This window comes from Caldimicrobium sp. SLHALR3, from assembly GCF_058692735.1.
This window is the reverse complement of record NZ_CP182484.1, coordinates 1,004,057-1,023,735: the sequence shown is the minus strand read 5'-3', so window position 1 is coordinate 1,023,735 and position 19,679 is coordinate 1,004,057. Positions and strand designations below refer to the sequence as shown.

Annotated in this window: 22 protein-coding genes; 8 read left to right on the top strand and 14 right to left on the bottom strand. The window is 31.6% G+C overall.

Going from position 1 to position 19,679, the window contains the following annotated elements; translation table 11 throughout:
- Positions 1–3: 3 nt before the first annotated feature.
- Together ACLGLP_RS05505 and ACLGLP_RS05500 are read right to left on the bottom strand one after the other, a co-directional pair.
- The gene (locus ACLGLP_RS05505; protein ID WP_492112278.1) at positions 4–339 is read right to left on the bottom strand and encodes a cupin domain-containing protein; all 336 of its coding nucleotides are present in this window, start codon (positions 337–339) and stop codon (positions 4–6) included.
- 18 nt (positions 340–357) lie between these two features.
- Positions 358–2,457, bottom strand: a complete 2,100-nt coding sequence (locus tag ACLGLP_RS05500; RefSeq protein ID WP_492112277.1) for an STT3 domain-containing protein — start codon at positions 2,455–2,457, stop codon at positions 358–360.
- Positions 2,458–2,538: 81 nt separating this feature from the next.
- On the opposite strand from ACLGLP_RS05500, the gene ACLGLP_RS05495 reads away from it, so the two are divergent.
- On the top strand, positions 2,539–4,038 hold the full coding sequence (locus ACLGLP_RS05495; protein WP_492112276.1) for a UvrD-helicase domain-containing protein: 1,500 nt from the start codon (positions 2,539–2,541) through the stop codon (positions 4,036–4,038).
- On the opposite strand, the gene ACLGLP_RS05490 is transcribed toward ACLGLP_RS05495, so the two are convergent.
- Positions 4,028–5,353 carry a sigma-70 family RNA polymerase sigma factor gene (locus ACLGLP_RS05490; RefSeq protein ID WP_492112275.1) on the bottom strand — a complete coding sequence of 442 codons (1,326 nt, stop codon included), beginning with the start codon at positions 5,351–5,353 and terminating at the stop codon, positions 4,028–4,030. The genes ACLGLP_RS05495 and ACLGLP_RS05490 overlap by 11 nt on opposite strands.
- Before the next feature lie 100 nt (positions 5,354–5,453).
- Here ACLGLP_RS05490 and ACLGLP_RS05485 point away from each other — a divergent pair, with 100 nt between their 5' ends.
- Positions 5,454–6,203, top strand: coding sequence for a hypothetical protein (locus ACLGLP_RS05485; RefSeq protein ID WP_492112274.1), 750 nt, complete (start codon positions 5,454–5,456; stop codon positions 6,201–6,203).
- Between the two features lie 4 nt (positions 6,204–6,207).
- On the opposite strand, the gene ACLGLP_RS05480 is transcribed toward ACLGLP_RS05485, so the two are convergent.
- Together ACLGLP_RS05480 and mnmG are read right to left on the bottom strand one after the other, a co-directional pair.
- Positions 6,208–6,930, bottom strand: a complete 723-nt coding sequence (locus tag ACLGLP_RS05480; protein WP_492112273.1) for a SagB/ThcOx family dehydrogenase — start codon at positions 6,928–6,930, stop codon at positions 6,208–6,210.
- Positions 6,931–6,941: 11 nt separating this feature from the next.
- Positions 6,942–8,831 (bottom strand): tRNA uridine-5-carboxymethylaminomethyl(34) synthesis enzyme MnmG, encoded by a 1,890-nt coding sequence (mnmG, locus tag ACLGLP_RS05475; RefSeq protein ID WP_492112272.1) that lies wholly within the window; start codon positions 8,829–8,831, stop codon positions 6,942–6,944.
- 91 nt (positions 8,832–8,922) lie between these two features.
- On the opposite strand from mnmG, the gene mnmL reads away from it, so the two are divergent.
- A complete protein-coding gene (gene mnmL / locus ACLGLP_RS05470; RefSeq protein WP_492112271.1) occupies positions 8,923–9,846 on the top strand; it encodes a tRNA modification radical SAM protein MnmL/YtqA in 924 nt (307 codons plus the stop codon).
- Here mnmL and ACLGLP_RS05465 read toward each other — a convergent pair whose 3' ends face one another.
- Entirely contained in the window at positions 9,847–10,461 is a 615-nt protein-coding gene (locus tag ACLGLP_RS05465; RefSeq protein ID WP_492112270.1) for a BON domain-containing protein, read from the bottom strand.
- Positions 10,462–10,473: 12 nt separating this feature from the next.
- On the opposite strand from ACLGLP_RS05465, the gene ACLGLP_RS05460 reads away from it, so the two are divergent.
- Positions 10,474–10,863, top strand: coding sequence for a hypothetical protein (locus ACLGLP_RS05460; protein WP_492112269.1), 390 nt, complete (start codon positions 10,474–10,476; stop codon positions 10,861–10,863).
- On the opposite strand, the gene ACLGLP_RS05455 is transcribed toward ACLGLP_RS05460, so the two are convergent.
- Genes ACLGLP_RS05455 through rpsB form a run of 8 tightly spaced genes read right to left on the bottom strand, consistent with a single transcriptional unit; the run spans position 10,860 to position 16,629 of the window.
- The gene (locus ACLGLP_RS05455; RefSeq protein WP_492112268.1) at positions 10,860–11,795 is read right to left on the bottom strand and encodes a D-alanine--D-alanine ligase family protein; all 936 of its coding nucleotides are present in this window, start codon (positions 11,793–11,795) and stop codon (positions 10,860–10,862) included. The two genes, ACLGLP_RS05460 and ACLGLP_RS05455, sit on opposite strands and share 4 nt — an antisense overlap.
- Positions 11,740–12,348, bottom strand: coding sequence for an HD domain-containing protein (locus ACLGLP_RS05450; RefSeq protein WP_492112267.1), 609 nt, complete (start codon positions 12,346–12,348; stop codon positions 11,740–11,742). The genes ACLGLP_RS05455 and ACLGLP_RS05450 overlap by 56 nt, the downstream gene beginning before the upstream one ends.
- 3 nt (positions 12,349–12,351) lie before the next feature.
- Positions 12,352–13,131, bottom strand: coding sequence for a phosphatidate cytidylyltransferase (locus ACLGLP_RS05445; protein WP_492112266.1), 780 nt, complete (start codon positions 13,129–13,131; stop codon positions 12,352–12,354).
- A complete protein-coding gene (uppS, locus tag ACLGLP_RS05440) occupies positions 13,121–13,864 on the bottom strand; it encodes an undecaprenyl pyrophosphate synthase (RefSeq protein ID WP_492112265.1) in 744 nt (247 codons plus the stop codon). Before uppS ends, ACLGLP_RS05445 begins: the two co-directional genes overlap by 11 nt.
- Positions 13,865–13,866: 2 nt before the next feature.
- Positions 13,867–14,388: a ribosome recycling factor gene (frr, locus tag ACLGLP_RS05435; protein WP_492113735.1), complete on the bottom strand. Its 522-nt coding sequence runs from the start codon at positions 14,386–14,388 to the stop codon at positions 13,867–13,869.
- Positions 14,389–14,440: 52 nt separating this feature from the next.
- Entirely contained in the window at positions 14,441–15,157 is a 717-nt protein-coding gene (gene pyrH / locus ACLGLP_RS05430) for a UMP kinase (protein ID WP_492112264.1), read from the bottom strand.
- 3 nt (positions 15,158–15,160) lie between these two features.
- The gene (tsf, locus tag ACLGLP_RS05425) at positions 15,161–15,757 is read right to left on the bottom strand and encodes a translation elongation factor Ts (protein ID WP_492112263.1); all 597 of its coding nucleotides are present in this window, start codon (positions 15,755–15,757) and stop codon (positions 15,161–15,163) included.
- A 23-nt stretch (positions 15,758–15,780) separates the two neighbouring features.
- Positions 15,781–16,629 carry a 30S ribosomal protein S2 gene (rpsB, locus tag ACLGLP_RS05420; protein ID WP_492112262.1) on the bottom strand — a complete coding sequence of 283 codons (849 nt, stop codon included), beginning with the start codon at positions 16,627–16,629 and terminating at the stop codon, positions 15,781–15,783.
- Between the two features lie 240 nt (positions 16,630–16,869).
- On the opposite strand from rpsB, the gene ACLGLP_RS05415 reads away from it, so the two are divergent.
- Genes ACLGLP_RS05415 through ACLGLP_RS05400 form a run of 4 tightly spaced genes read left to right on the top strand, consistent with a single transcriptional unit; the run spans position 16,870 to position 19,657 of the window.
- A complete protein-coding gene (locus tag ACLGLP_RS05415) occupies positions 16,870–18,114 on the top strand; it encodes a S41 family peptidase (protein WP_492112261.1) in 1,245 nt (414 codons plus the stop codon).
- On the top strand, positions 18,114–18,749 hold the full coding sequence (locus tag ACLGLP_RS05410; RefSeq protein ID WP_492112260.1) for a site-2 protease family protein: 636 nt from the start codon (positions 18,114–18,116) through the stop codon (positions 18,747–18,749). Before ACLGLP_RS05415 ends, ACLGLP_RS05410 begins: the two co-directional genes overlap by 1 nt.
- Before the next feature lie 9 nt (positions 18,750–18,758).
- The gene (locus ACLGLP_RS05405) at positions 18,759–19,229 is read left to right on the top strand and encodes an HAD family hydrolase (protein WP_492112259.1); all 471 of its coding nucleotides are present in this window, start codon (positions 18,759–18,761) and stop codon (positions 19,227–19,229) included.
- Positions 19,230–19,231: 2 nt separating this feature from the next.
- Positions 19,232–19,657, top strand: a complete 426-nt coding sequence (locus ACLGLP_RS05400; RefSeq protein WP_492112258.1) for an EamA family transporter — start codon at positions 19,232–19,234, stop codon at positions 19,655–19,657.
- Positions 19,658–19,679 lie beyond the last annotated feature (22 nt).

The window sequence follows — 19,679 nt, the reverse complement described above, 5'->3', positions numbered from 1 at the left end:
AACCTACCAGAGAGCTGGTGCATGAACAATATAACATTTCAACGGAGTATTACCTATATTTTTAATCCCATGTTTTTTACCAGCTTGAATTACAACTATATCTCCCTTCTTTACTTTATACTCTTTGTCCTCCAAAAATAAAGCTCCTTCTCCTTCAAGAATAAAAATCGTGTCTACTTCTTTCTCATGAATATGAACAGGAATGACAACTTCTTTTTCAATTTCCAAAAGGGTAATACTTAATTCTGGAGTTTTCTCTTTAGTGGTAATAAAACCAATTTTTACTCCTTTAAATTTAGGATGAGGTTTCATTTCAACTTGTTCTAAATTAATAATCATTTCTTTTACTTTCCCCTCTTATTTTGAATATTTTAAGTATTCTGACTTCACTTTATAAACAACCATATTGGGAAAATCATCCAAAACCAGCTCAAAATATTTAGGATCATACTTTCTTAAAAGAAACATTTCATTAAAAAGGGTTTCATCTGAAGGAGGCTCAAGAATAAAAAGGGCTGTCTGATTGTTTCTTCCTTTAACTATTTCTACTGTCAGACCTTGTTCAAAAAATTTCTTTTTAGTCAAGTTCTTTCCATCATAATAATAAAAATCTTTTACTGGTATAGTTCTGTTAGAAACAGTGATTAAACCATTGTTTAAATCTATGATAGCATTATTTAATTCATCGCACTGAATTAAATTATTGAAAAGAAGCTTACATGTAGGTGCTATGATTTTACCAAAAATACCTTCTTTTTTATCAAAATCATAGCTACCAAAATAATGAATCCACCCAAATTTAGCTATTAAATCCTCTGTAAAAACCCAATAAACAGGGTTTTTAATAGGTTGACAAAATTTGCCACTTTTTATCTCTTCAACAATCTGTTTGGCAGGTATTCCCTCTTTTAAAAGTTTGGCAAGACCTGTTAAACCATAATTTGAGACAAAGGAAGTTAAGAGCCAGGCTTCTTTCGGGTCAGAGGTGGCAAAGGAGCGAGCTATAAAATAGGTCTTGGGACTTTCTTGAGATCCCCCATCATGAAAAGTTGCTCTTCTTGAATAAAGCTGAAAGGCATATCCGTAATCCCACCAAGTCCAAATTACAGAATCCTTGGGAGTACTTTTCTTTAGCCATTCCATATCTTTCACCAGAGGAGAAAACACCTTAGGAGTACTGTGAAGACTTAATGCTTCTTTTGCTTCTTTTTGAACTATCAAAGTAGTAATAAAAATAACTATTCCCACTAAAAGTACAGTTATTTTCTGCTTTCTTTCTTCTTCTAAAATGTGAAAGAATGGTAAAATATCTTTAAATAAAAGATAGATCCAGTATCCAAGTCCCATACCAATAAAGGGAGAAAGATACATAGCAAATCTTGCTCCAGAAAAAAAAGACAAGAGTCCAATTCCAAAAAAAGGAAGTAAAAAAAGAAGTTTCCTAAAATGAAAAAGAAAGAGTAAAAAAACACCTATTAAGCCAAAAACTCCAAGAACTTTGTTAAAAATAACAGCAGATAAAACCTCCCAAAAGCTCATTTTTTGCAATTCAGAAATAGACATAAATATATTTGGAAAGTCCTTAAAAAGAAGTTCTGCAGCAGTAGGGCTTTTAATATTGAAAACTAAAGTTTTTACCTGTTTGTATAGATGAATAGGTCCTATGTATACATACCAAAGTTGAGGAAGAATTAGTAAACCTAAAAAAATTATATCTTCTCTTTTCCAGTTTAGTTTTTTATCCCAAAAGTATCTTAATAAAAACATTATAATCAAAACAAAGTTAAGATTGGGATGAGCATACCAGAGCTGATATAATATAAGAAAGAAAGAAGAAATTAAAATCCAGGTATATTTTTTCCATTTCTCAGAGGTTTCAAAGAATTTATAAAAAGTATAGGCTATGAAAATTGGGAGAGCCAAATTTAAAACATCGTGATCAAGCCTCATAAGATTTGTTCTTGATAAATACATGGGAGCTGAAACAGAAATTACTCCTCCTATCAATCCAGCATAGGGATATCCAAGATCCTTAAGATAAAAAAACACTGGAATAGCAACGGAAACTGCCAAAATAGGTATTAAATACCAAGTTAATTTCTCAAGAGAAATATTAAACCAGTCAGAAAGATATGCCCATATAATACTTATAAAATTTCCAGAAATTGCATATTTTACATAGAATTTGTTATCCTCATCAAGCATTGCTTTTGAAGAATTATCTGGAAAAAATCTATAATTATCTATTGCTCCTGGTTTAAACTTTCCTTCTTTTACATCCAAAGCAAGTCTTGCAAAATAATAGGAATCATATTCACTATAAATTGGAGAATTATTGTAGAAAAAAAGTTCTTTATTTTTTTTCCAAAACTTTACATCTTCAAATCTAAGGTAAATGCCAAAAAAGATTATAATAAGAAGCAGAAAATAAAAATAGATCTTTTCAATTTTATTCATCAATTTTAGCCCTCTTGTTTCTAAAATTTTAAAAATTATATAAAATAATACTAAAAAAACAAGCAAGTTTATACTTGTATAATGTTTGAATTAACTGAAGAACAAAAAAGGGTTCTTTTAGAGGAAGGAGATCTTACTGTAATAGCAGGTCCAGGAACAGGAAAAACTTATACTCTCGTTAAAAAAATCGGATATCTTTTAGAAGAAAAAAACTTCTCTCCAGAAAAAATTCTTGTTTTAACATATTCTGTTAAAACTTCTCAAGAATTAAAATTTCGTTTAGAAAAAGAGGGATTAACCTTTATAAAGGTTGATACTTTTCACGGATTTGCTTACGATCTCTGGAAAGACTATTTTAATAAACTACCTTCTTTAATTTCGGAAAAGGAAAAAAATAAAATTTTAAAAAATCTTTTCCCAAAAGTAAAAAATCCCTTAAGGGATAGAAAAAATAGGGAAATTTATTTTAGATACCTTAAATCTAAGAATTTGATGGACTTTGAACTTCTGCTTTACGAAGTTTCTAAACTACCTCTACCCGAATTCAAAGGGTATTATTTTATTATTGATGAATTTCAGGATCTTTCACCTGATTTATTAGAATTTCTCATACCTTTTCAGAAAGCCAATTTTATTCTCTTTGGCGACCCTAATCAATCTATATACAGTTTCAGAGGAGTTGATCTTAATGCTCTTTATCAGTTCTGGCAAAAATTTAAACCCGAGATGAAAATACTTAATTTAACAATAAGTTTCCGCTGCCCAGAAAAGATTTTAGATTATGCTGAAAAATTTAAAAATGCTCCTTGGAAAGTTCCACCTTACAAAGGTCTTAGAAAAGAGGGAATTATTCAAGGGTTTCTTTTTCCAAATACTTTTGAGGAAGAAGATTATCTTGTTAATTTAGTTAAAAATCTTCTAGGTGGACTCCAATTAGAAACTCAAAAATATCAATCTGTCTCTCCAAAGGAAATTTTTATTATTGCAAGGATAAAAAACATCTTTTTGTCCCTAAAAAATAAATTTTTAAGCGAGGGAATTCCTGTGAACTTTGTAGAAGAGGAGGCTTTAAACTCATTTGAAAAAATCTCCCAATTTTTAAATAAAATTGAAAATAGTTTTGTTCCTGTTGAAGAACTTATTAAAAATAGTGATATAGAAATTAAAATTTTTTTGGAAAACCTATGGGCACTATCTTTTAAAGATAAAGAAAAATTTATAAGTTATCTGAAGTCCCTCGAACCTTCTGATTTTATAAACCCTTACAAAGAAGGAGTAAATTTTCTTTCTATTCATGGGTCAAAAGGATTAGAAGCTGAATATGTAATTTTGGTTGGAGCTGAAGAAGGGATAATACCTTTAAAGTTATTTGAAGATACCTTAGAAGAAGAGGAAAAAAGGCTGGTTTATGTTGCTTTAACTAGGGCAAAAAAGGGTTTTTATTTTACCTCAGTAAAAGAAAGAAAAGTTTTTAATTTTACTTTAAACAGAGGAATTTCTTCATATTTTAGAGACTTTCCTTTTAAAAGTTTTTCTCCAAAACCTAAAAAACCTAAACAGGAAGGACTTTTTAATCTCTGAGGTCAAATTTTTCTTTTTGTGCAATCTGTCTCATTTTAGCAAGAGCTTTCTTTTCAATCTGTCTTATTCTTTCTCTTGAAACCTTAAACATGTATCCAATTTCCTCTAAAGTGTATCCTCCATACTCTCCCAAACCAAACCTCATACGGATTATCTTTTCTTCTCTTGGAGAAAGGGTTGCTAAGAATTTTTTCAATTTTTCTGAAATATCCTTTTTTCTTGCAATTTCATAGGGTGAGGGGCTTTTTTTGTTCTCTATAAAGTTGCCAAGGGTGCTATCTTCATCTCCAATTGGTGTTTCCAAAGATACAGGCTCTTTTGAGGTTTCAAAAATAACTAAAATTTTCTCATAAGGTACTCCTGTTCTTTGTGAAAGTTCTTCTGGAGTAGGTTCTCTTCCAAGTTCTTTAGAAAGCTCATAAAAAACTTTAAATACTTGATTTCTTAACTCTAAGAAATGAACGGGAAGTCTTATAGTGCGAGTTTTATCAAGTATAGCTCTGGTAATAGATTGCCTTATCCACCAAGAAGCATAGGTGCTAAATTTGTTACCTTTTCTATAATCAAATCTGTAAACTGCTCTCATAAGACCCAAATTTCCTTCCTGAATTAAATCAGCCAAAGGAAGCCCTTGTCTTATATACTTTTTAGCAATAGATACCACTAATCTCAAATTAGCTTTAACCATTTCATCTTTTGCTTTTTCAATCTGAGCAATATATTTCTTTATTTGCTCACAAAAGTTCAAAATGTTTTTCTTATTGAGATTTTTATATTTTTCTTCGCAAGCTTTTATAGTATTTTCAAGATAATTTACATAACTTTTCTTAGGTTTCAGATTAGGATCTCTTTTTCTCCATTCTTTTACAGCCTCTTTAAGTTCTTTAATCTCCTTATAAGAAAGTTTTGTATTTTCGATTAACTCTATTATTTTTTCAAATCCCTCTCTTATTTGTCTTGATAATTCTTCTTCCCTTTCAGGAGTTAAAAGCTCATATTTACCCATTTCTTTTAAATATAGAGAAAGAAGTTCCTCAGTCCCTGGTTCAGAAACAGGTTCCTCTTCAAGCTCACCCTCTACAAAGGTTGACAACTCTTTTATCTTATCCTGAACTTTTTTCTCTATAAATTCTTCCTTTTCATAAGGATCAAGTTCTTTCAACTCTATTCCGTAAGACTCGAGAAGATCAAAAATTTCTTCCATCTTATCAGGATCATTATACTCCTCAGGTAACATCTTATTTAACAAATCATAAGTAAGCTGACCAGCTTTCCCAAGTTCTACAATTTTTTCTTGTAAATCCTTAATAGCCATATCCTTTTTACTCACCTCTTTTTTAGTAAATTTATGTTATAATATAAATCGGTTTTTTAAACAGTTTATTAAAAAATAATTCATTAATCTTTCTTATTCAATGCTAAATAATTTATTATTTAAATTTCTCCTTTACCTTTTAGCCCATCATCCAGAAGAATTTGGTTTAATACCTGATAATAATGGATTTTTTAAAATTAAAGAAATTTTTCAAGTTCTAATTTTTACTAAAAAATTTAAAAAAGTAAGATTAGAAACATTAAAACAATTATTTTCTTATTATTACAAAGATTTTTTTGAAATTTCAGAAAATTTCAATTTAGTTAAACCAAAATCTATATATTACTCACCTCCTCAAAAAATTGAATTTTCACAAATTAATAAATATACTACTCTTTGGACATTTGTCAAGCCAAAAATCTGGCTAAAAATTTCTGTGGAAGGAATGTGGAAGCCTTGCAATTCTCTTATTCCGCTTTTTTCTGACAAAGAACTGGCGCAAAATTGGGCAAAAGTAAAGGGTTGTTTACTTCTTGAGGTTTTTCCAAAACTTATCACCCTTAATGTAAATCTCTATGTTTTCGGAGAAAAAATTTTTCTCGCAGATAAAATAAATTATGAAGCACTTAAAGGACCTTCAATTGATCAAAAGTTTCTAAGAAAATATGGTCCCAAATTTGAGGTATCTCCTAAACCTTTTAAAATTATTCCTTTTAAAGAAATTTCTTCTCAATCAGAAGAAGAAATGGAAAAACTATCTTATAGAAAGATAACCCACGGAAAGAAAAAGGAAAAACCCTGGAAAAAATATCAAAAAGAAAAAGCAAAAAAGAAAATTTCACAAGAATAAAAATTTATTTTCCAACTGCTGTCATATAAATTACACTTTCTCCTTCCTCTAAGTCAAGAAATTTATTTAATTCTTCATCAAAAAAGGCTCCAACAGGACAAGCTTTAAATCCAAGCGCTTCACTTGCCAAGAGCACATTTTGACATATATGTGCTACATCCATAAATATATACCTTAAACCTCTGCTTCCATATTTAGAAATAGTTCTACTTAAAACTGCAGACCAGATAAAAATAACACTTGCATTAGCTAAAAAAGCTTGACCAAGAGCTAATTCACTTAATGTTTTTCCTACATATCCATTTTTTAAAAGGGCAAGTGAAAAATCCCTTACTTCTAAATGGTAAACTCCTGGATTAATTTCAGAAGAATAATTTACAGTTAAATAAGTTTCTATAGGGTATAAAGCTCCTGCTGAAGGTGCAGTTCTTAATAAATAAGATCCAGCAATACCTGTAATCCCCTGAGCAGCATAACAAAGAAGAGAAATTTCTTTTAAAGAGAAGGGCGCTTTTTTATAACCTCTTCTGCTTCTTCTTTTAGCTAAAATTTCAAAAAAGTTTGGAGTTTTAGGAAACTCATCTATTAAGAGTTTTATTTTAGGCACATTTTGATACTCTTTAAAAGGTGGTGCCGAAGGAACCGAAGCCTCCCTTAAACCAAGAGTTTTTAAGGATAAATTAGTAAATTTTAAAAATTCGTAAGCTTTCGTTTCTTTTAATCCCATTTTATTCTCCTCTATTTAGAAACTGTATCAGATATAGAATGCTTTTTCAGATAAATCTGGATAGCGGATATAGCTGAAGGAGTAACCCCGGGAATTCTTAAAGCCTGTCCTATTGAAGTAGGTCTTATTTTGCTAAACTTTTCCTTCATCTCATTAGAAAGCCCAGGTATTTCATAATAGTTGAGCCACTCAGGAAGTTTCATATTCTCAAGCTTTTTAAATTTTTCAACCTCCTTAAGCTGCTTGCTTATATAACCGCTGTATTTTATTTCTGTTTCTATTTCAGATAAAATGTCGTCTGAAAATTCTTTCAAATCTGGTATTAACTCTGAAAGAGCTTTTATTTCCACCTCTGGTCTTTTTAAAAGCTCATAAAGTTTTATTCCAGATTTAAGGGGAGTAGAACCTATACTCTGGAGATAGCCATTTACAAGATCTGGGGAAACTTTTGTTTCTTTTAAAAATTCCATAGCTCTTTTTAGTGCTTCCTTTTTATCAAGATACAAGCTCCATCTTTCATCATCAACAAGCCCTAATTTTCTTCCAATTTCAGTAAGCCTTAAATCTGCATTGTCTTCTCTTAGAAGTAATCTATACTCTGCTCGGGAAGTAAACATTCTGTAGGGCTCATCTGTCCCTCTGGTTACCAAATCATCTATTAAAACTCCTATATAAGCTTGGGAACGATCAAGGATAAGAGGTTCTTCTTCTTTTACAAATAGGGCTGCATTTATTCCTGCTATAAGTCCCTGAGCAGCTGCTTCTTCATAGCCTGTTGTTCCGTTTATCTGCCCTGCTAAAAATAGACCTGAAATTAACTTTGTTTCTAATGAATGTTTTAGCTGGGTTGGGATCACATAATCGTGTTCTATTCCATAACCAGGTCTCAAAATTTCAGCCTTTTCAAGCCCTGGAATACTTCTTACCATTTCCCACTGCACATCAATGGGGAGACTTGTACTTATTCCGTTGGGGTAAACCTCTACTGTATCAAGCCCCTCTGGTTCAAGAAATACCTGATGTCTTTCTTTATCAGGAAATCTAAAGACTTTATCTTCAATAGAAGGACAGTATCTTACTCCCCTTCCTTTAATTTTTCCTGTAAAAAGAGGAGATCTATCAAGGGCATTTCTTATAATTTCATGAGTTTTTTCTGTAGTATAAGTTATAAAACAGGGCACTTGTGGAAGAGGTGGTCTTTTACCCTTATTTTTAAAAGAAAACAAAGGAGGAGGAAAGTCTCCCCACTGGATTTCAAGTTTACTATAATCTATGGTTCTTCCATCGAGTCTTGGGCAAGTCCCTGTTTTAAATCTCCCCATTTCAAAACCGAGCTCTTTTAAATGCTCTGGAAGCCTATTAGATGGAGGATCACCCATTCTTCCTGCAGGAAAGCTTTCAAGTCCTATATGAATAAGCCCGTGCAAAAAAGTTCCAGGTGCTATAACTACTGCTTTTGCTCCAAATTGTTCTCCTGCTTTTGTTTCAACCCCTATTACTCTTTTATCCTTTACCAAAAGTCTTGTTACTAAAGCCTGCTTTAGGTAAAGATTGGGAGTCCTTTCTAAAACTCTTTTCATTCTTTCCTGATATTTAAATCTATCTGCCTGGGCACGAGTTGCTCTCACTGCTGGACCTTTTTTAGTATTAAGTTTTCTAAATTGAATTCCTGTTTCATCGATAGCAAGAGCCATTTCTCCACCAAGGGCATCAATCTCTTTAACCAGATGCCCTTTACCTATTCCACCAATAGAAGGATTACAACTCATAGCTCCTATACGCTCAAGATTTATGGTAAGAACTAAAGTTTTGCATCCCATTCTACTTGCTGCTAAAGCTGCCTCAATCCCCGCATGCCCTGCCCCAATTACAATTACATCAAAATTTTCCAAAAACTTCATATTATTAAATCACCTCTCAACTTAATCTATCTTAAAATAAAAAATATAATCAAAGTTGAAATTTTTGGCAAACAACTTTATTTTTAAATTTATGAAAAGTAACACAAGGCTTTATTATACTTTAAATGAATTTCTAAAGGAAAAGTTTGGAGAAAAAGTCAAAAAAATACCTTTGGATGCAGGATTAACCTGTCCAAATAGAGACGGAACTAAAGGTTTGGGAGGATGCATCTATTGTGATCCAAAAGGTTCTGGAACAGGTCTTTACAAAGAAGGAAAGACCTTAGAAGACCAAGTAAAGTTTTTTTTAGAAATTTTTAAAAAGAAAAATTTCAAAAAGTTTATAGCCTATTTTCAATCTTTTTCCAATACTTATGCTCCTATAGAGAAACTAAAAGAAATTTATGATATAGTATTTATAGATTCTTCTATTGTAGGAATGGCAATAGGAACAAGACCCGATTGTATAGATGAAAAAATTATCAATTTATTAAAAAGCTATAAAGAAAGAGGTTATTATCTGTGGATAGAACTTGGACTTCAAAGCATACATAATGAAACTTTAAAGTTTATTAATAGAGGGCATACCTTTGAAGATTTTTTGAAAGCTTACGAGCTTCTTAAAGAAAATAGTATACCAGTAGTTGTGCATATCATTTTTGGATTGCCAGGTGAAACAAAAGAAATGATGATGGAAACTGTAAAAACTTTAGCGAAACTTAAAATAGACGGAATTAAATTTCACGCCCTTTACATTCCAAAGGGATCAAAAATGGAAGAAATGTATTTAAAAGGAAAGTATAAACCTTTAGAAATGAAAGAATATGCAGAACTTGTTGCTGAAGCCTTAACATATTTACCTCCTATAACCGTTATCCACAGACTGTGTTCTGAAGCAAGAGCTGAAGATATATTAGCTCCTTCTTGGATTGCAAGAAAAATGGAAGTTATAAATTATATAAGAAAACTTATGAGCGAAAGAAACCTTTTCCAAGGTAAAAACTATCAGCCATAGCTATTTGGTTTTTATTTGTAAATTGTCAATTACTTTAATTACTCCTGAAACACTTTTAGCATGCTCTATAGCTTTTCTTTTTTGATATTCACTTTCTACAACCCCTGTTAAAGTTACAACTCCATTTACTGTGTCTACATCAATTGAAAGTGCCTTGAGATCCGGATCTTCTATAAGCTTGAGCTTGACCTTTGTAGTAATTTCTTTATCAGATAAGTAAGTCCCTATACCTCTTTTTCCTATTTTTAAATTATTTACTACCTTTCTAACTCCTTTAACACTTCTTGCAATTTCTATAGCTCTTTCAATTTCCCTTTCACTTTCTACAACCCCTGTTAAAGTTACAACTCCATTTACTGTGTCTACATCAATTTTGCGAGCTTTGGTTATAGGATCCTCAAAAAGTTTTAACTTTATTTTTGCAGTAATAGTTGCATCATCAATTTGAGTTCCCACACTTCTTGGATCGGACCCCATTTTATAACCTTCATAAACCCCCCCTCCTACAGCTATCCAGCCACAGCTTGAAATAAAAAAACCTATTATAACAACTACTAAAAAGAGGTTGTTAAAATTTTCTTGCAAATTTCCGATAATATTATTAAAATATTTCATAGGAGACTCCTTATGAAAATAGACTCAAAATTTAATTTTCCAATTAATTTTACTACTGAATCTGTAACTTCAAAGAGAGAAAAAAGCATTTTTGAAGAATACTTTAAAACAGCTCTTTCTGAATTAGAGGCAAAGGAGTTATTAGAAAGGACTCAAAAAGAGAGGTTAAATCTAATATCTCAAAAACTCGAAGAAAGTTTTCAATTATTAGAAAGAGTGTGTAATATGGAATTAGATGAAGCCTCCTCTGAAACTGTAGGGAACTTTCTTTTAGCTCAAGCATTAGAAATGGATAAAATTTTAGAAACTTTACCAGAATCTTCTTTTAAAAATCTTTTAAAAGATTGGATATTTCTTGTAGGAATTGAAGCTCAAAAAATAAAACAAGGGATTTATTCTTAAGACTTTCTTTTTAAAGCTAATTCAAGTAATTTTTGAACAAGATTTTCGAAAGTATATCCAGCAACTTTAGCAGCAAGAGGTAGTAGACTCGTTTCTGTCATACCAGGGATGGTATTTGTCTCAAGAACATAAATTTCATTTCCTACAACTATCATATCAGTTCTACTGTAATCTCTCAATCTTAAAACTTTATGTGCTATGAGCCCGCATTTTTGCGCCTTTTTTGTCAAAGCGGAAGAAAGCCTTGCAGGACAAATTTCTTCAGCAAGACCTGGAGTATATTTAGTCTGGTAATCAAATACCTCTGAAGCCTTTGGAATTATTTCAACAACAGGTAAAGGTTTATCATCTAATATCCCTACTGTTATTTCTCTTCCTTTAAGGTATTTTTCTACGATTATTTCCTCATCTATCTCAAAAGCTTTTTCCACTGCGTCTTTTAGGTTTTCTTCTTTTTTTACTATACTTAAACCTACGCTTGAGCCTTGTGTTGCAGGTTTAACAACTACTGGAAAATCAATCTTTTTTGCATATTCTTTAATTTTCTCAAAAGAGTAGTCTTTAGAGAAACATTTTCCCTCAGGAACTTTAAGTTTAGCAAGTTTATATAAAGTTTTTGATATTCCTTTGTGCATAGCAAGAGCGCTACCCAAAACACCTGAGCCCTGATAAGGAAGTCCTATAGAATCAAGAAAGCCCTGCAAGGTTCCGTCTTCTCCCCCAGAACCATGAACCACCAAAAAAGCACAATCAAATTCTTTTGCCCTTTTTGCAAGTTTAGGTAAGTCTTTTGCTGGGTCAAAAAATTCATACTTGTGTCCTATATTTTCTAAAGCCCTTTTTACTGCTTCTGCTCCCTTAAGAGAAACTTCTCTTTCAGAGGAGGTTCCGCCAGCAAGAAGTGCAACCTTCAATGCAGTAAAAGAGGACATCCTTAACCTCCCTTATCTTTTCTAATTCTAAGATCTTATCTGGTGTAAAAGGAAGTTTTTCAAAAATTCGCTTTTCAAGCAAATAATTTAATCTCTCCAAATTCTCTAATCTTAAAATAGCTTCTCTGTTTTTGCCGTATCTTTTTTTAAGATCTTCAAATCTTTCCTTTAAAGTTACTATTTTATCATGCATTACCCTTTTGTCTGCATAATGCACTATTTCTTCCTCAGTAATGGGAACATCTGAAGGCACTATTTCTAAGTAAATGTGAGCTTTTATAATTTCTCCTATCCTTGGATAACCTAATTTTTTCATAAATTCATCTCCGAGAATAGCATGACTTTCTCCTCTCAATATAGACTCATATTTTTTTATATCATGTAAAAGCGCTCCTGTAACCAATAAATTAAGGTCAAGTTTTTCACCAGTTTCTTTCAAAAAACAACCTATGAATAAAGATACAAGAGCCACTTTTTCAGAATGTTTGATAATATGTTCAGGAACTTTTTCTTTCTTTAAAAGAAAGTAAGCTTCTTCAAGGGAAGGAATCATTTTTTATTTTAATAGTTTTAAAATTATTAAAAAAAGAGGTGAAGAAAGTAACACACTATCTATTCTATCAAGTATTCCTCCATGTCCAACTACAATACTACCTGAATCCTTTTTATCAACTATCCTTTTGAAAGCAGATTCAAGAAGGTCTCCCATTGTTCCAAAAATAGAGAGAGCTAAAGACACAATAATGTTAATCTCAAATTTGAAAAAATTCCAGTAATAATTTAGAAAAATTGCCACAATTAGGGCAAAAAACAATCCTCCAAAAAAGCCTTCCCAAGTTTTTTTAGGAGATATTTTGGAAAAAAAAGGGGTCTTTCCAAGGGTTTTCCCTAAAATATAAGCTCCTGTATCATTAGCAAAGACAACAGAAAAAAAATAAACCAAGTATTCTCTTTTAAACTCTTTTAATATCTCAACAAAAGGATAAAGACCTATAAAAATATATATGAAACCGACAAAAAGGGGAAAATAGCCGTTTTTGAATTTTTCTTTTTCAAAATTAAGTAAATAAGATAAAAAAGAGAAAATGAAAAAAAAATATAGTGCGTAAAAAGGGGGAATTTTACATAATAAAATACCTAAAAAGCTGGTTAGAAGTGCAATTTCTCCCAACACCCATAAAAAGAAAGAAAAATTATAAAGATTTTTCCACTCATAGAAACACAGAAAAGCTACAAGAAGAAGAACAAAAATTATAAGTGAAAAGTTTGCTTTTAAAAGAATAAAAACGAGTAAAGGAAAAAGAATAAATGCTGTAATTACTCTTTTAAGGTTCATAAATTCTGCCAAATCTTCTTTCTCTTTGTTGATAAGACTTTAAAGCTTTAAGGTATTCTATTTCATCAAAATCTGGCCAATAAACAGGAGTAAAGTAGAATTCTGTGTAGGCTAACTGAAAAAGCAAAAAATTTGAAATTCTCATCTCTCCGCTTGTTCTTATAAGAAGATCAGGATCTGGAATGTCCTTGGTGTCTAAAAAATTTCTAAACAGTTTCTCATCTATATCTTCTGGAGAAATTCTCCCTTCTTTCACCTCTTTTGCTATTTTTTTTACTGCTTTTAGAATCTCGTTTTTCCCTCCATAGCTTAAAGCCAAGCATAGAACCATGTTCTTATTTTTTTCTGTAACCCTTTCAATAAACTCTAACTTTTCTTTTAGATCTTTTGGAAGATCTTCTATGTCTCCTATTATTTTAAGCCTTATGCCATTTTTATTCATTTCTTCAAGTTCGGTATCTAAATAAATTTTTAATAAATCAAGAAGAGTTTCAACTTCTTCCTTTGGACGCAACCAGTTTTCTTTTGAAAAAGCAAAAAGAGTAAGATATGGTATTCCGAGTTCTCTCGTTTTGTATATAATTTTTTTTGCTACTTCCGCCCCTTTTTTATGACCGTAGATTCTTGGCAAGCCCTTACTTTTTGCCCATCTACCGTTTCCATCCATAATGATAGCAACATGCTGGGGAAGTTTTAAAGGATCTAAAATAACATCATTTGAAGATTGGTTCATTCTTAAGGAGCTAAAATTTCTTTTTCCTTCTCTTTTAAAGCTTGGTTTACTTTTTCAATATATTCGTCTGTTATCTTCTGCACTTTCTTTTCTAATTGAATGTAATCGTCCTCAGAAATTTCTCCTTTTTTCTTAGCTGATTTAAATTTCTCCAGAACATCTCTTCTTAAATTGCGAATAGCTATTCTTGCCTCTTCAGCAAGTTTTCCTGCAACCTTCATAAGTTCTCTTCTTCTTTCCTCAGTTAAAGGTGGCATAACAAGTCTTACGGTCTTGCCATCACTTGTCGGAGTAATACCAAGGTCTGATTTTTGAATAGCCTTTTCAATCTCTTTTACTAAGTTCGGATCCCAGGGTTGTATAACTAGCATTTTACCTTCAACTACATTTATAGTAGCTATTTGAGGAATAGGTAGCTTTGTTCCATAACAATCTACTTTTATTGCTTCAAGAAGCGCAACAGATGCCCTTGAAGTTCTTATATGTGAAAGTTCTTCTTTAAAATTTTTAAAACTTTTTTCCATTTTCTTTTTTAATTCTTCTAAAGCCTCATTCACAAATCTACCACCTCCTCCTTTAAGGTTTTATCAATGTTCCTACATCACCTCCTAAAATCGCTCTTTTTATATTCCCCTGTTTTAAAAGATTAAAAACCAAAATAGGTAATTTGTAGTCCCTTGCTAAAGAAAAGGCGGTAGCATCCATAATCCTCAACTTTTTTTCAAGAGCCTCGTCAAAAGTAAGAACTTCGTATTTTTTTGCTGAAGAATCCTTCATAGGATCTTTATCGTAAACTCCGTCTACTTTTGTGGCTTTAAATAAAATATCTGCATTAAGTTCAAGAGCTCTTAGAACTGCCGCAGTATCTGTAGTAAAAAAAGGATTACCTGTCCCACAGGCTAAAATAAGAATGTTACCTCTTTCAAGGTGTTTGAGCGCTCTTTCCCTAATGTAAGTTTCTGAAACTTCTACTACCTCAAAAGCTGACATAACTCTGCAGGGAACACCATTAGAAATTAATGCATCTTGCATTACTAAGGCATTTATAAGAGTAGCCAGCATCCCTATATAATCCGCTCTTACTCTATCCATTCCTATTTCTTGTCCCTTAATCCCTCTAAAAATATTACCTCCGCCTATTACAATACCCAATTCTATCCCTAAATCATAAACTTCTTTTAACTCCTCTGCTATACCCTTTACTACTTGATGATCTATTCCAAAGGGTTTATCTCCTAATAAAGCCTCTCCTGAGATTTTTAAAAGTATTCTTTTATATTTTGGCTTATCCACTTTTTATTCACCTATTTGAAACCTGCAAAACCTTTTTATTACAATCTTTTCTCCTGTTTTTGCCATAAGTTCATTTAAAAGATCTTGAACAGTGATATCAGGATTTTTGATAAAAGGCTGTTCAAGAAGTACGCTTTCTTTATAAAATTTTTCCAATTTTCCCTCTAAGATTTTAGGAATGATATGTTCAGGTTTGCCAGCCTCTCTTAATTGTTCTTCATAAATTCTTTTTTCTCTCTCGAGTATTTCTGGAGGAACTTGTTCTCTACTTATGGCAACGGGATTTGTTGCAGCAATTTGCATAGCAATATTATGAGCAAACTCCTGAAATTCTTCTGTTCTTGCTACAAAATCAGTTTCACAATTTACCTCTACCAAAACACCTATTTTTTTATTACTATGAATATAAGATGCTATAACCCCCTCTAAAGTTTCTTTAGCTGCTCTTTTAGCAGCAATAGCAAGTCCTTTTTTTCTGAGTATATCAATTGCTTTTTCTATATCTCCTTGAGCTTCTTCAAGCGCCTTCTTACAGTCCATAAACCCTGCTGCTGTTCTTTCTCTGAGCTGTTTTATAAGTTCTAAACTAATCTCTGCCATTTCTTCCTCCTACTATAAATTTTTTATTCTTTATCCATAAGTCTTGCCGCTTCTTCTTCAAATTTTATTTCTTTTTCTTCTTCAGAAAGTATTTCTTTGATTATCTCTTCTGCCTGTTTTTCTTCTGTTTTTAATAGTTCTTCTTCAACAGAAACTTCTTTATCGGTCTGAGCTGCCATTCTTTCTTTATAAATTTCTAATCCCTCTAAACAGGCATCTGCAATTTTACTGGTAATGAGTTTTATGGCTCTAATAGCATCATCATTTCCGGGAATTATATAATCAATAAGATCTGGATCGCAGTTTGTATCAACTATAGCTATAATAGGTATTCCAAGTTTTCTTGCTTCTTTTACTGCAATTTCTTCATGCACAGGATCTACTATATAAAGTGCCTGAGGAAGAGTCTCCATATTTTTAATTCCAGCCAAATTTCTTTCCAGTTTATTTTTTAAACGTTCAAGTCTTAATCTTTCCTTTTTAACAAATCTTTCGATAGTCCCATCTTGAAACCAAGTTTCAAGTCTTTTAAGCTTTTCTACACTTTGTCTTATGGTTTTAAAATTGGTAAGTGTTCCTCCAAGCCATCTGTGAACTACATAATACATTCCACATCTTTCAGCCTCTTCTTTGACAGTTTCCTGTGCCTGTTTTTTGGTACCTACAAATAAAATTTTACCTCCTTGAGAAACTAAATTTACTACAAATTCATAGGCAATTTCAAAGTAGTGTAAAGTTTGCTGTAAATCAATGATGTGAATCCCGTTTCTTTCACCAAAAATAAAAGGTTTCATTTTGGGATTCCATTTACGAGTTTGATGCCCAAAGTGGACACCAGCTTCAAGAAGCTGTTTCATGGTAATGTGTGACATTCTCTCTACCTCCCTTGGGGTTTTTACTTCCGTCTAAGGTGGATTTTAACCAAGCATCCCTCTAAAGAGGGACACCCCAACCCTTAGACGTGCTTTTTAGTCTCATAATTAAATCACTTTTTATCTATTTTTCAAGCTTGTAAAATAATCTCAGAATTTTAATAAGCACAATATCTTGAAAAAAATATATTTAGGTGTTTAATTTTTAGAAATTTCTATACTTTATAAGGAGTTATTAGTATGTATAAGGCTCTTAAAAATTTGAAAATTTATTTATTTTTAACTCTGGGAATTGTTTTTCTTTTAATCTTCAATTATGGCTTTTCTGAAGAAGCCAAAGAAAAAAATGAAGAAATTTATAAATATCTTAAACTTTTTTCACAGGTTTTAAGATTAATTGAAGAAAACTATGTAACTGAAGTGAATCCTAAAGATCTCATTTATGGTGCTATAAATGGAATGCTAAATTCTCTTGATCCATATTCTTCCTTAATGAAACCAGACGAATATAAGGAGTTAGAAATAGAAACAAAGGGAAGTTTTACAGGAATCGGAATAGAAATTACCATTAAAGATGAGGTCATTACTGTGGTTGCTCCTATAGAGGACACTCCTGCGTGGAAAGCAGGGATAAAACCAGGAGATAAAATTTTAAAAATTAATGACAAATCAACCAAAGGAATGAGCTTACTTGAAGCAGTAAAACTTTTAAGAGGTCCCAAGGGAACTAAGGTTACCCTTACTATTTTAAGAGACGAAAAGGATATAAAAGAAATCACTTTGGTAAGAGATGTAATTCCTATAAAAAGTGTAAAATTTAAAATACTTGAACCAGGGTATGCTTATGTAAGAATTACAAGTTTTCAGGAAAAAACACCACAAGAGTTAGTTGAGGCTCTCGAAAAATTGGAAAACGAACAGCAGATTAAGGGAATTATACTTGATTTAAGATTTAATCCAGGAGGTCTTCTTTCCTCAGCCGTAGATGTAGCAGACGAATTTTTAGAAAATGGGGTTATTGTTTCTGTAAAAGGAAAAAATAAAGAAGCACAAATGGAATTTAAAGCAAAGCCTAATCCACCTCAAAGAAAGCATGCTTATCCTATAGTTATTTTAATTAATCACGGAACCGCTTCTGCTGCTGAAATCGTTACTGGTGCTTTAAAAGATAACGACAGAGCTCTTATTTTAGGACAGAAAAGTTTTGGGAAAGGACTTGTGCAGACCGTAATTCCATTGGAAGAGGGTTATGCAGTAAAATTGACTACTGCCTACTATTACACACCAAAAGGGATTTGCATTGATAAAGTGGGTATAACCCCTGACATAGAGCTACCTGAAATAGAGCTTCCTGAAAAAAAGAATTCAAAAAAGGAAGAAGAGGAAGTTTTTAAAATGTTTCCCAAACCTGAGGAAGATTTTCAGGTTAAAATGGCTCTTTCTATACTAAAAAATATAAAATATATAGCAAAATTGAAATATTAATGTTTGATCTAAAAGTATTTCTATTTCTTACTCCACCTTTATTGCTTGCTTTAACGATACATGAATTTTCTCACGGTCTTGTGGCTTATATTCTCGGAGATCCTACTCCTAAAGTTGCTGATAGATTAACTTTGAATCCTATTAAACATTTAGACTTTTTGGGAACTTTAACTTTATTTATTACTCAAGCTATAGGATGGGCAAAACCTGTGCCTATAAATCCAAACTATTTTAAAAATCCCTGGAGAGACATGGCTTTAGTTTCATTAGCTGGTCCAATATCCAATATTGTCTTAGCCTTTTTATTTGGCTTATTTTTCAATATTTTTAGTAATATAAACTTAAATTTTCAAAATTTTGTCATTTCTGAACCCCTATCTCTTATGTGCTATCTTGGTGTAAAAATAAACATAGGTCTTGGAATTTTTAATCTACTTCCCATACCTCCCCTTGATGGAAGTAAAGTAATCGTAAAATTTTTGCCTCTTTCCCTGAGGGTAAGTTATTTAAGATCAGAACTTTTCGGTTTCTTTTTTATCATTTTTTTAGCTATTACTGGTATTCTTTCTAAAATAATATATCCTGTTATTACCCTTTTTTCTGATGTTATTTTTTATTTAACAAAAGTATTTTAATTGTTTTTTATGATAGAAATTGAAATTCCAGGAGAAAAAAAACTTATTCTAAAATATTTAGTTTCTGATTTTACAGGAACTCTCTCTGTAGACGGAATTTTAGTACCAGGAGTGATAGAAAAATTAAATCAATTATCTAAATTTCTTGAAATTTATATACTTACTGCTGATACTTTTGGAAAAGCAAAAGAAGCCTTAAAAGAAGCTAAGGTTAAAATACACATTTTAGAATCAGGAAATGAGGATTTACAAAAAGAAAATTTTGTTAAAACCTTAGGAAGCGAACATGTTATAGCTTTGGGAAACGGAAAAAATGACAGGTTAATGGTAAAAACTGCCAGAATAGGGATTGCAGTCATACTAAATGAGGGATGTGCAGTAGAAACCCTTTTAAATTCTGATATAGTAGTAAAATCCCCTTTGGATGCGCTTGATTTAATCTTAAATCCTAAAAGATTGATAGCTATTTTGCGAAGATGAAAATGGACAAAAATGTTTTAATACTTTGGCTTTTAACTATTCTTTTCTGGGGTATGTCTCCTGTTATAGAAAAAATAGGCTTAAAGGGAGTTGAACCCTTACTTGCACTTTTTATAAGAACATTAGCAGCTCTTATAGGGATTTCTTTAACGCTTTTAGTAAGCTCTCACTCAGATTTTTCCTCGCTTACTATTAAAAATATAGGAATACTTTCTTTGAGTGGCATTCTTGGAGGTTTCTTAGGAATGTTTACCTATTTTTCTCTTCTTAAAACTAAAAATGCCTCTCAGATTGTTCCTTTAACCTCTACCTATCCCTTAGTTGCAACTTTACTTGCAATTTTATTTTTAAAAGAAGAACTTACTCTTTTAAAAATTTTAGGAACCCTTTTTATAATAACAGGAATTTATTTTCTATTTAAAAGTTAAAAATCTTCAAAAAGGAGGAGGG

What these genes read in the sequence shown, in the direction of transcription:
- frr (WP_492113735.1), bottom strand. Translation starts at nt 14,388, where the DNA reads ATGGAAAAAAGTTTTAAAAATTTTAAAGAAGAACTTTCACATATAAGA.
- mnmG (WP_492112272.1), bottom strand. Translation starts at nt 8,831, where the DNA reads ATGAAGTTTTTGGAAAATTTTGATGTAATTGTAATTGGGGCAGGGCAT.
- ACLGLP_RS05495 (WP_492112276.1), top strand. Translation starts at nt 2,539, where the DNA reads ATGTTTGAATTAACTGAAGAACAAAAAAGGGTTCTTTTAGAGGAAGGA.
- ACLGLP_RS05445 (WP_492112266.1), bottom strand. Translation starts at nt 13,131, where the DNA reads ATGAACCTTAAAAGAGTAATTACAGCATTTATTCTTTTTCCTTTACTC.
- ACLGLP_RS05450 (WP_492112267.1), bottom strand. Translation starts at nt 12,348, where the DNA reads ATGATTCCTTCCCTTGAAGAAGCTTACTTTCTTTTAAAGAAAGAAAAA.
- tsf (WP_492112263.1), bottom strand. Translation starts at nt 15,757, where the DNA reads ATGGCAGAGATTAGTTTAGAACTTATAAAACAGCTCAGAGAAAGAACA.
- ACLGLP_RS05505 (WP_492112278.1), bottom strand. Translation starts at nt 339, where the DNA reads ATGATTATTAATTTAGAACAAGTTGAAATGAAACCTCATCCTAAATTT.
- ACLGLP_RS05460 (WP_492112269.1), top strand. Translation starts at nt 10,474, where the DNA reads ATGAAAATAGACTCAAAATTTAATTTTCCAATTAATTTTACTACTGAA.
- ACLGLP_RS05465 (WP_492112270.1), bottom strand. Translation starts at nt 10,461, where the DNA reads ATGAAATATTTTAATAATATTATCGGAAATTTGCAAGAAAATTTTAAC.
- ACLGLP_RS05480 (WP_492112273.1), bottom strand. Translation starts at nt 6,930, where the DNA reads ATGGGATTAAAAGAAACGAAAGCTTACGAATTTTTAAAATTTACTAAT.
- ACLGLP_RS05415 (WP_492112261.1), top strand. Translation starts at nt 16,870, where the DNA reads ATGTATAAGGCTCTTAAAAATTTGAAAATTTATTTATTTTTAACTCTG.
- ACLGLP_RS05455 (WP_492112268.1), bottom strand. Translation starts at nt 11,795, where the DNA reads ATGTCCTCTTTTACTGCATTGAAGGTTGCACTTCTTGCTGGCGGAACC.
- ACLGLP_RS05405 (WP_492112259.1), top strand. Translation starts at nt 18,759, where the DNA reads ATGATAGAAATTGAAATTCCAGGAGAAAAAAAACTTATTCTAAAATAT.
- ACLGLP_RS05410 (WP_492112260.1), top strand. Translation starts at nt 18,114, where the DNA reads ATGTTTGATCTAAAAGTATTTCTATTTCTTACTCCACCTTTATTGCTT.
- ACLGLP_RS05500 (WP_492112277.1), bottom strand. Translation starts at nt 2,457, where the DNA reads ATGAATAAAATTGAAAAGATCTATTTTTATTTTCTGCTTCTTATTATA.
- ACLGLP_RS05485 (WP_492112274.1), top strand. Translation starts at nt 5,454, where the DNA reads ATGCTAAATAATTTATTATTTAAATTTCTCCTTTACCTTTTAGCCCAT.
- ACLGLP_RS05490 (WP_492112275.1), bottom strand. Translation starts at nt 5,353, where the DNA reads ATGGCTATTAAGGATTTACAAGAAAAAATTGTAGAACTTGGGAAAGCT.
- ACLGLP_RS05400 (WP_492112258.1), top strand. Translation starts at nt 19,232, where the DNA reads ATGGACAAAAATGTTTTAATACTTTGGCTTTTAACTATTCTTTTCTGG.
- rpsB (WP_492112262.1), bottom strand. Translation starts at nt 16,629, where the DNA reads ATGTCACACATTACCATGAAACAGCTTCTTGAAGCTGGTGTCCACTTT.
- uppS (WP_492112265.1), bottom strand. Translation starts at nt 13,864, where the DNA reads ATGAACCAATCTTCAAATGATGTTATTTTAGATCCTTTAAAACTTCCC.
- mnmL (WP_492112271.1), top strand. Translation starts at nt 8,923, where the DNA reads ATGAAAAGTAACACAAGGCTTTATTATACTTTAAATGAATTTCTAAAG.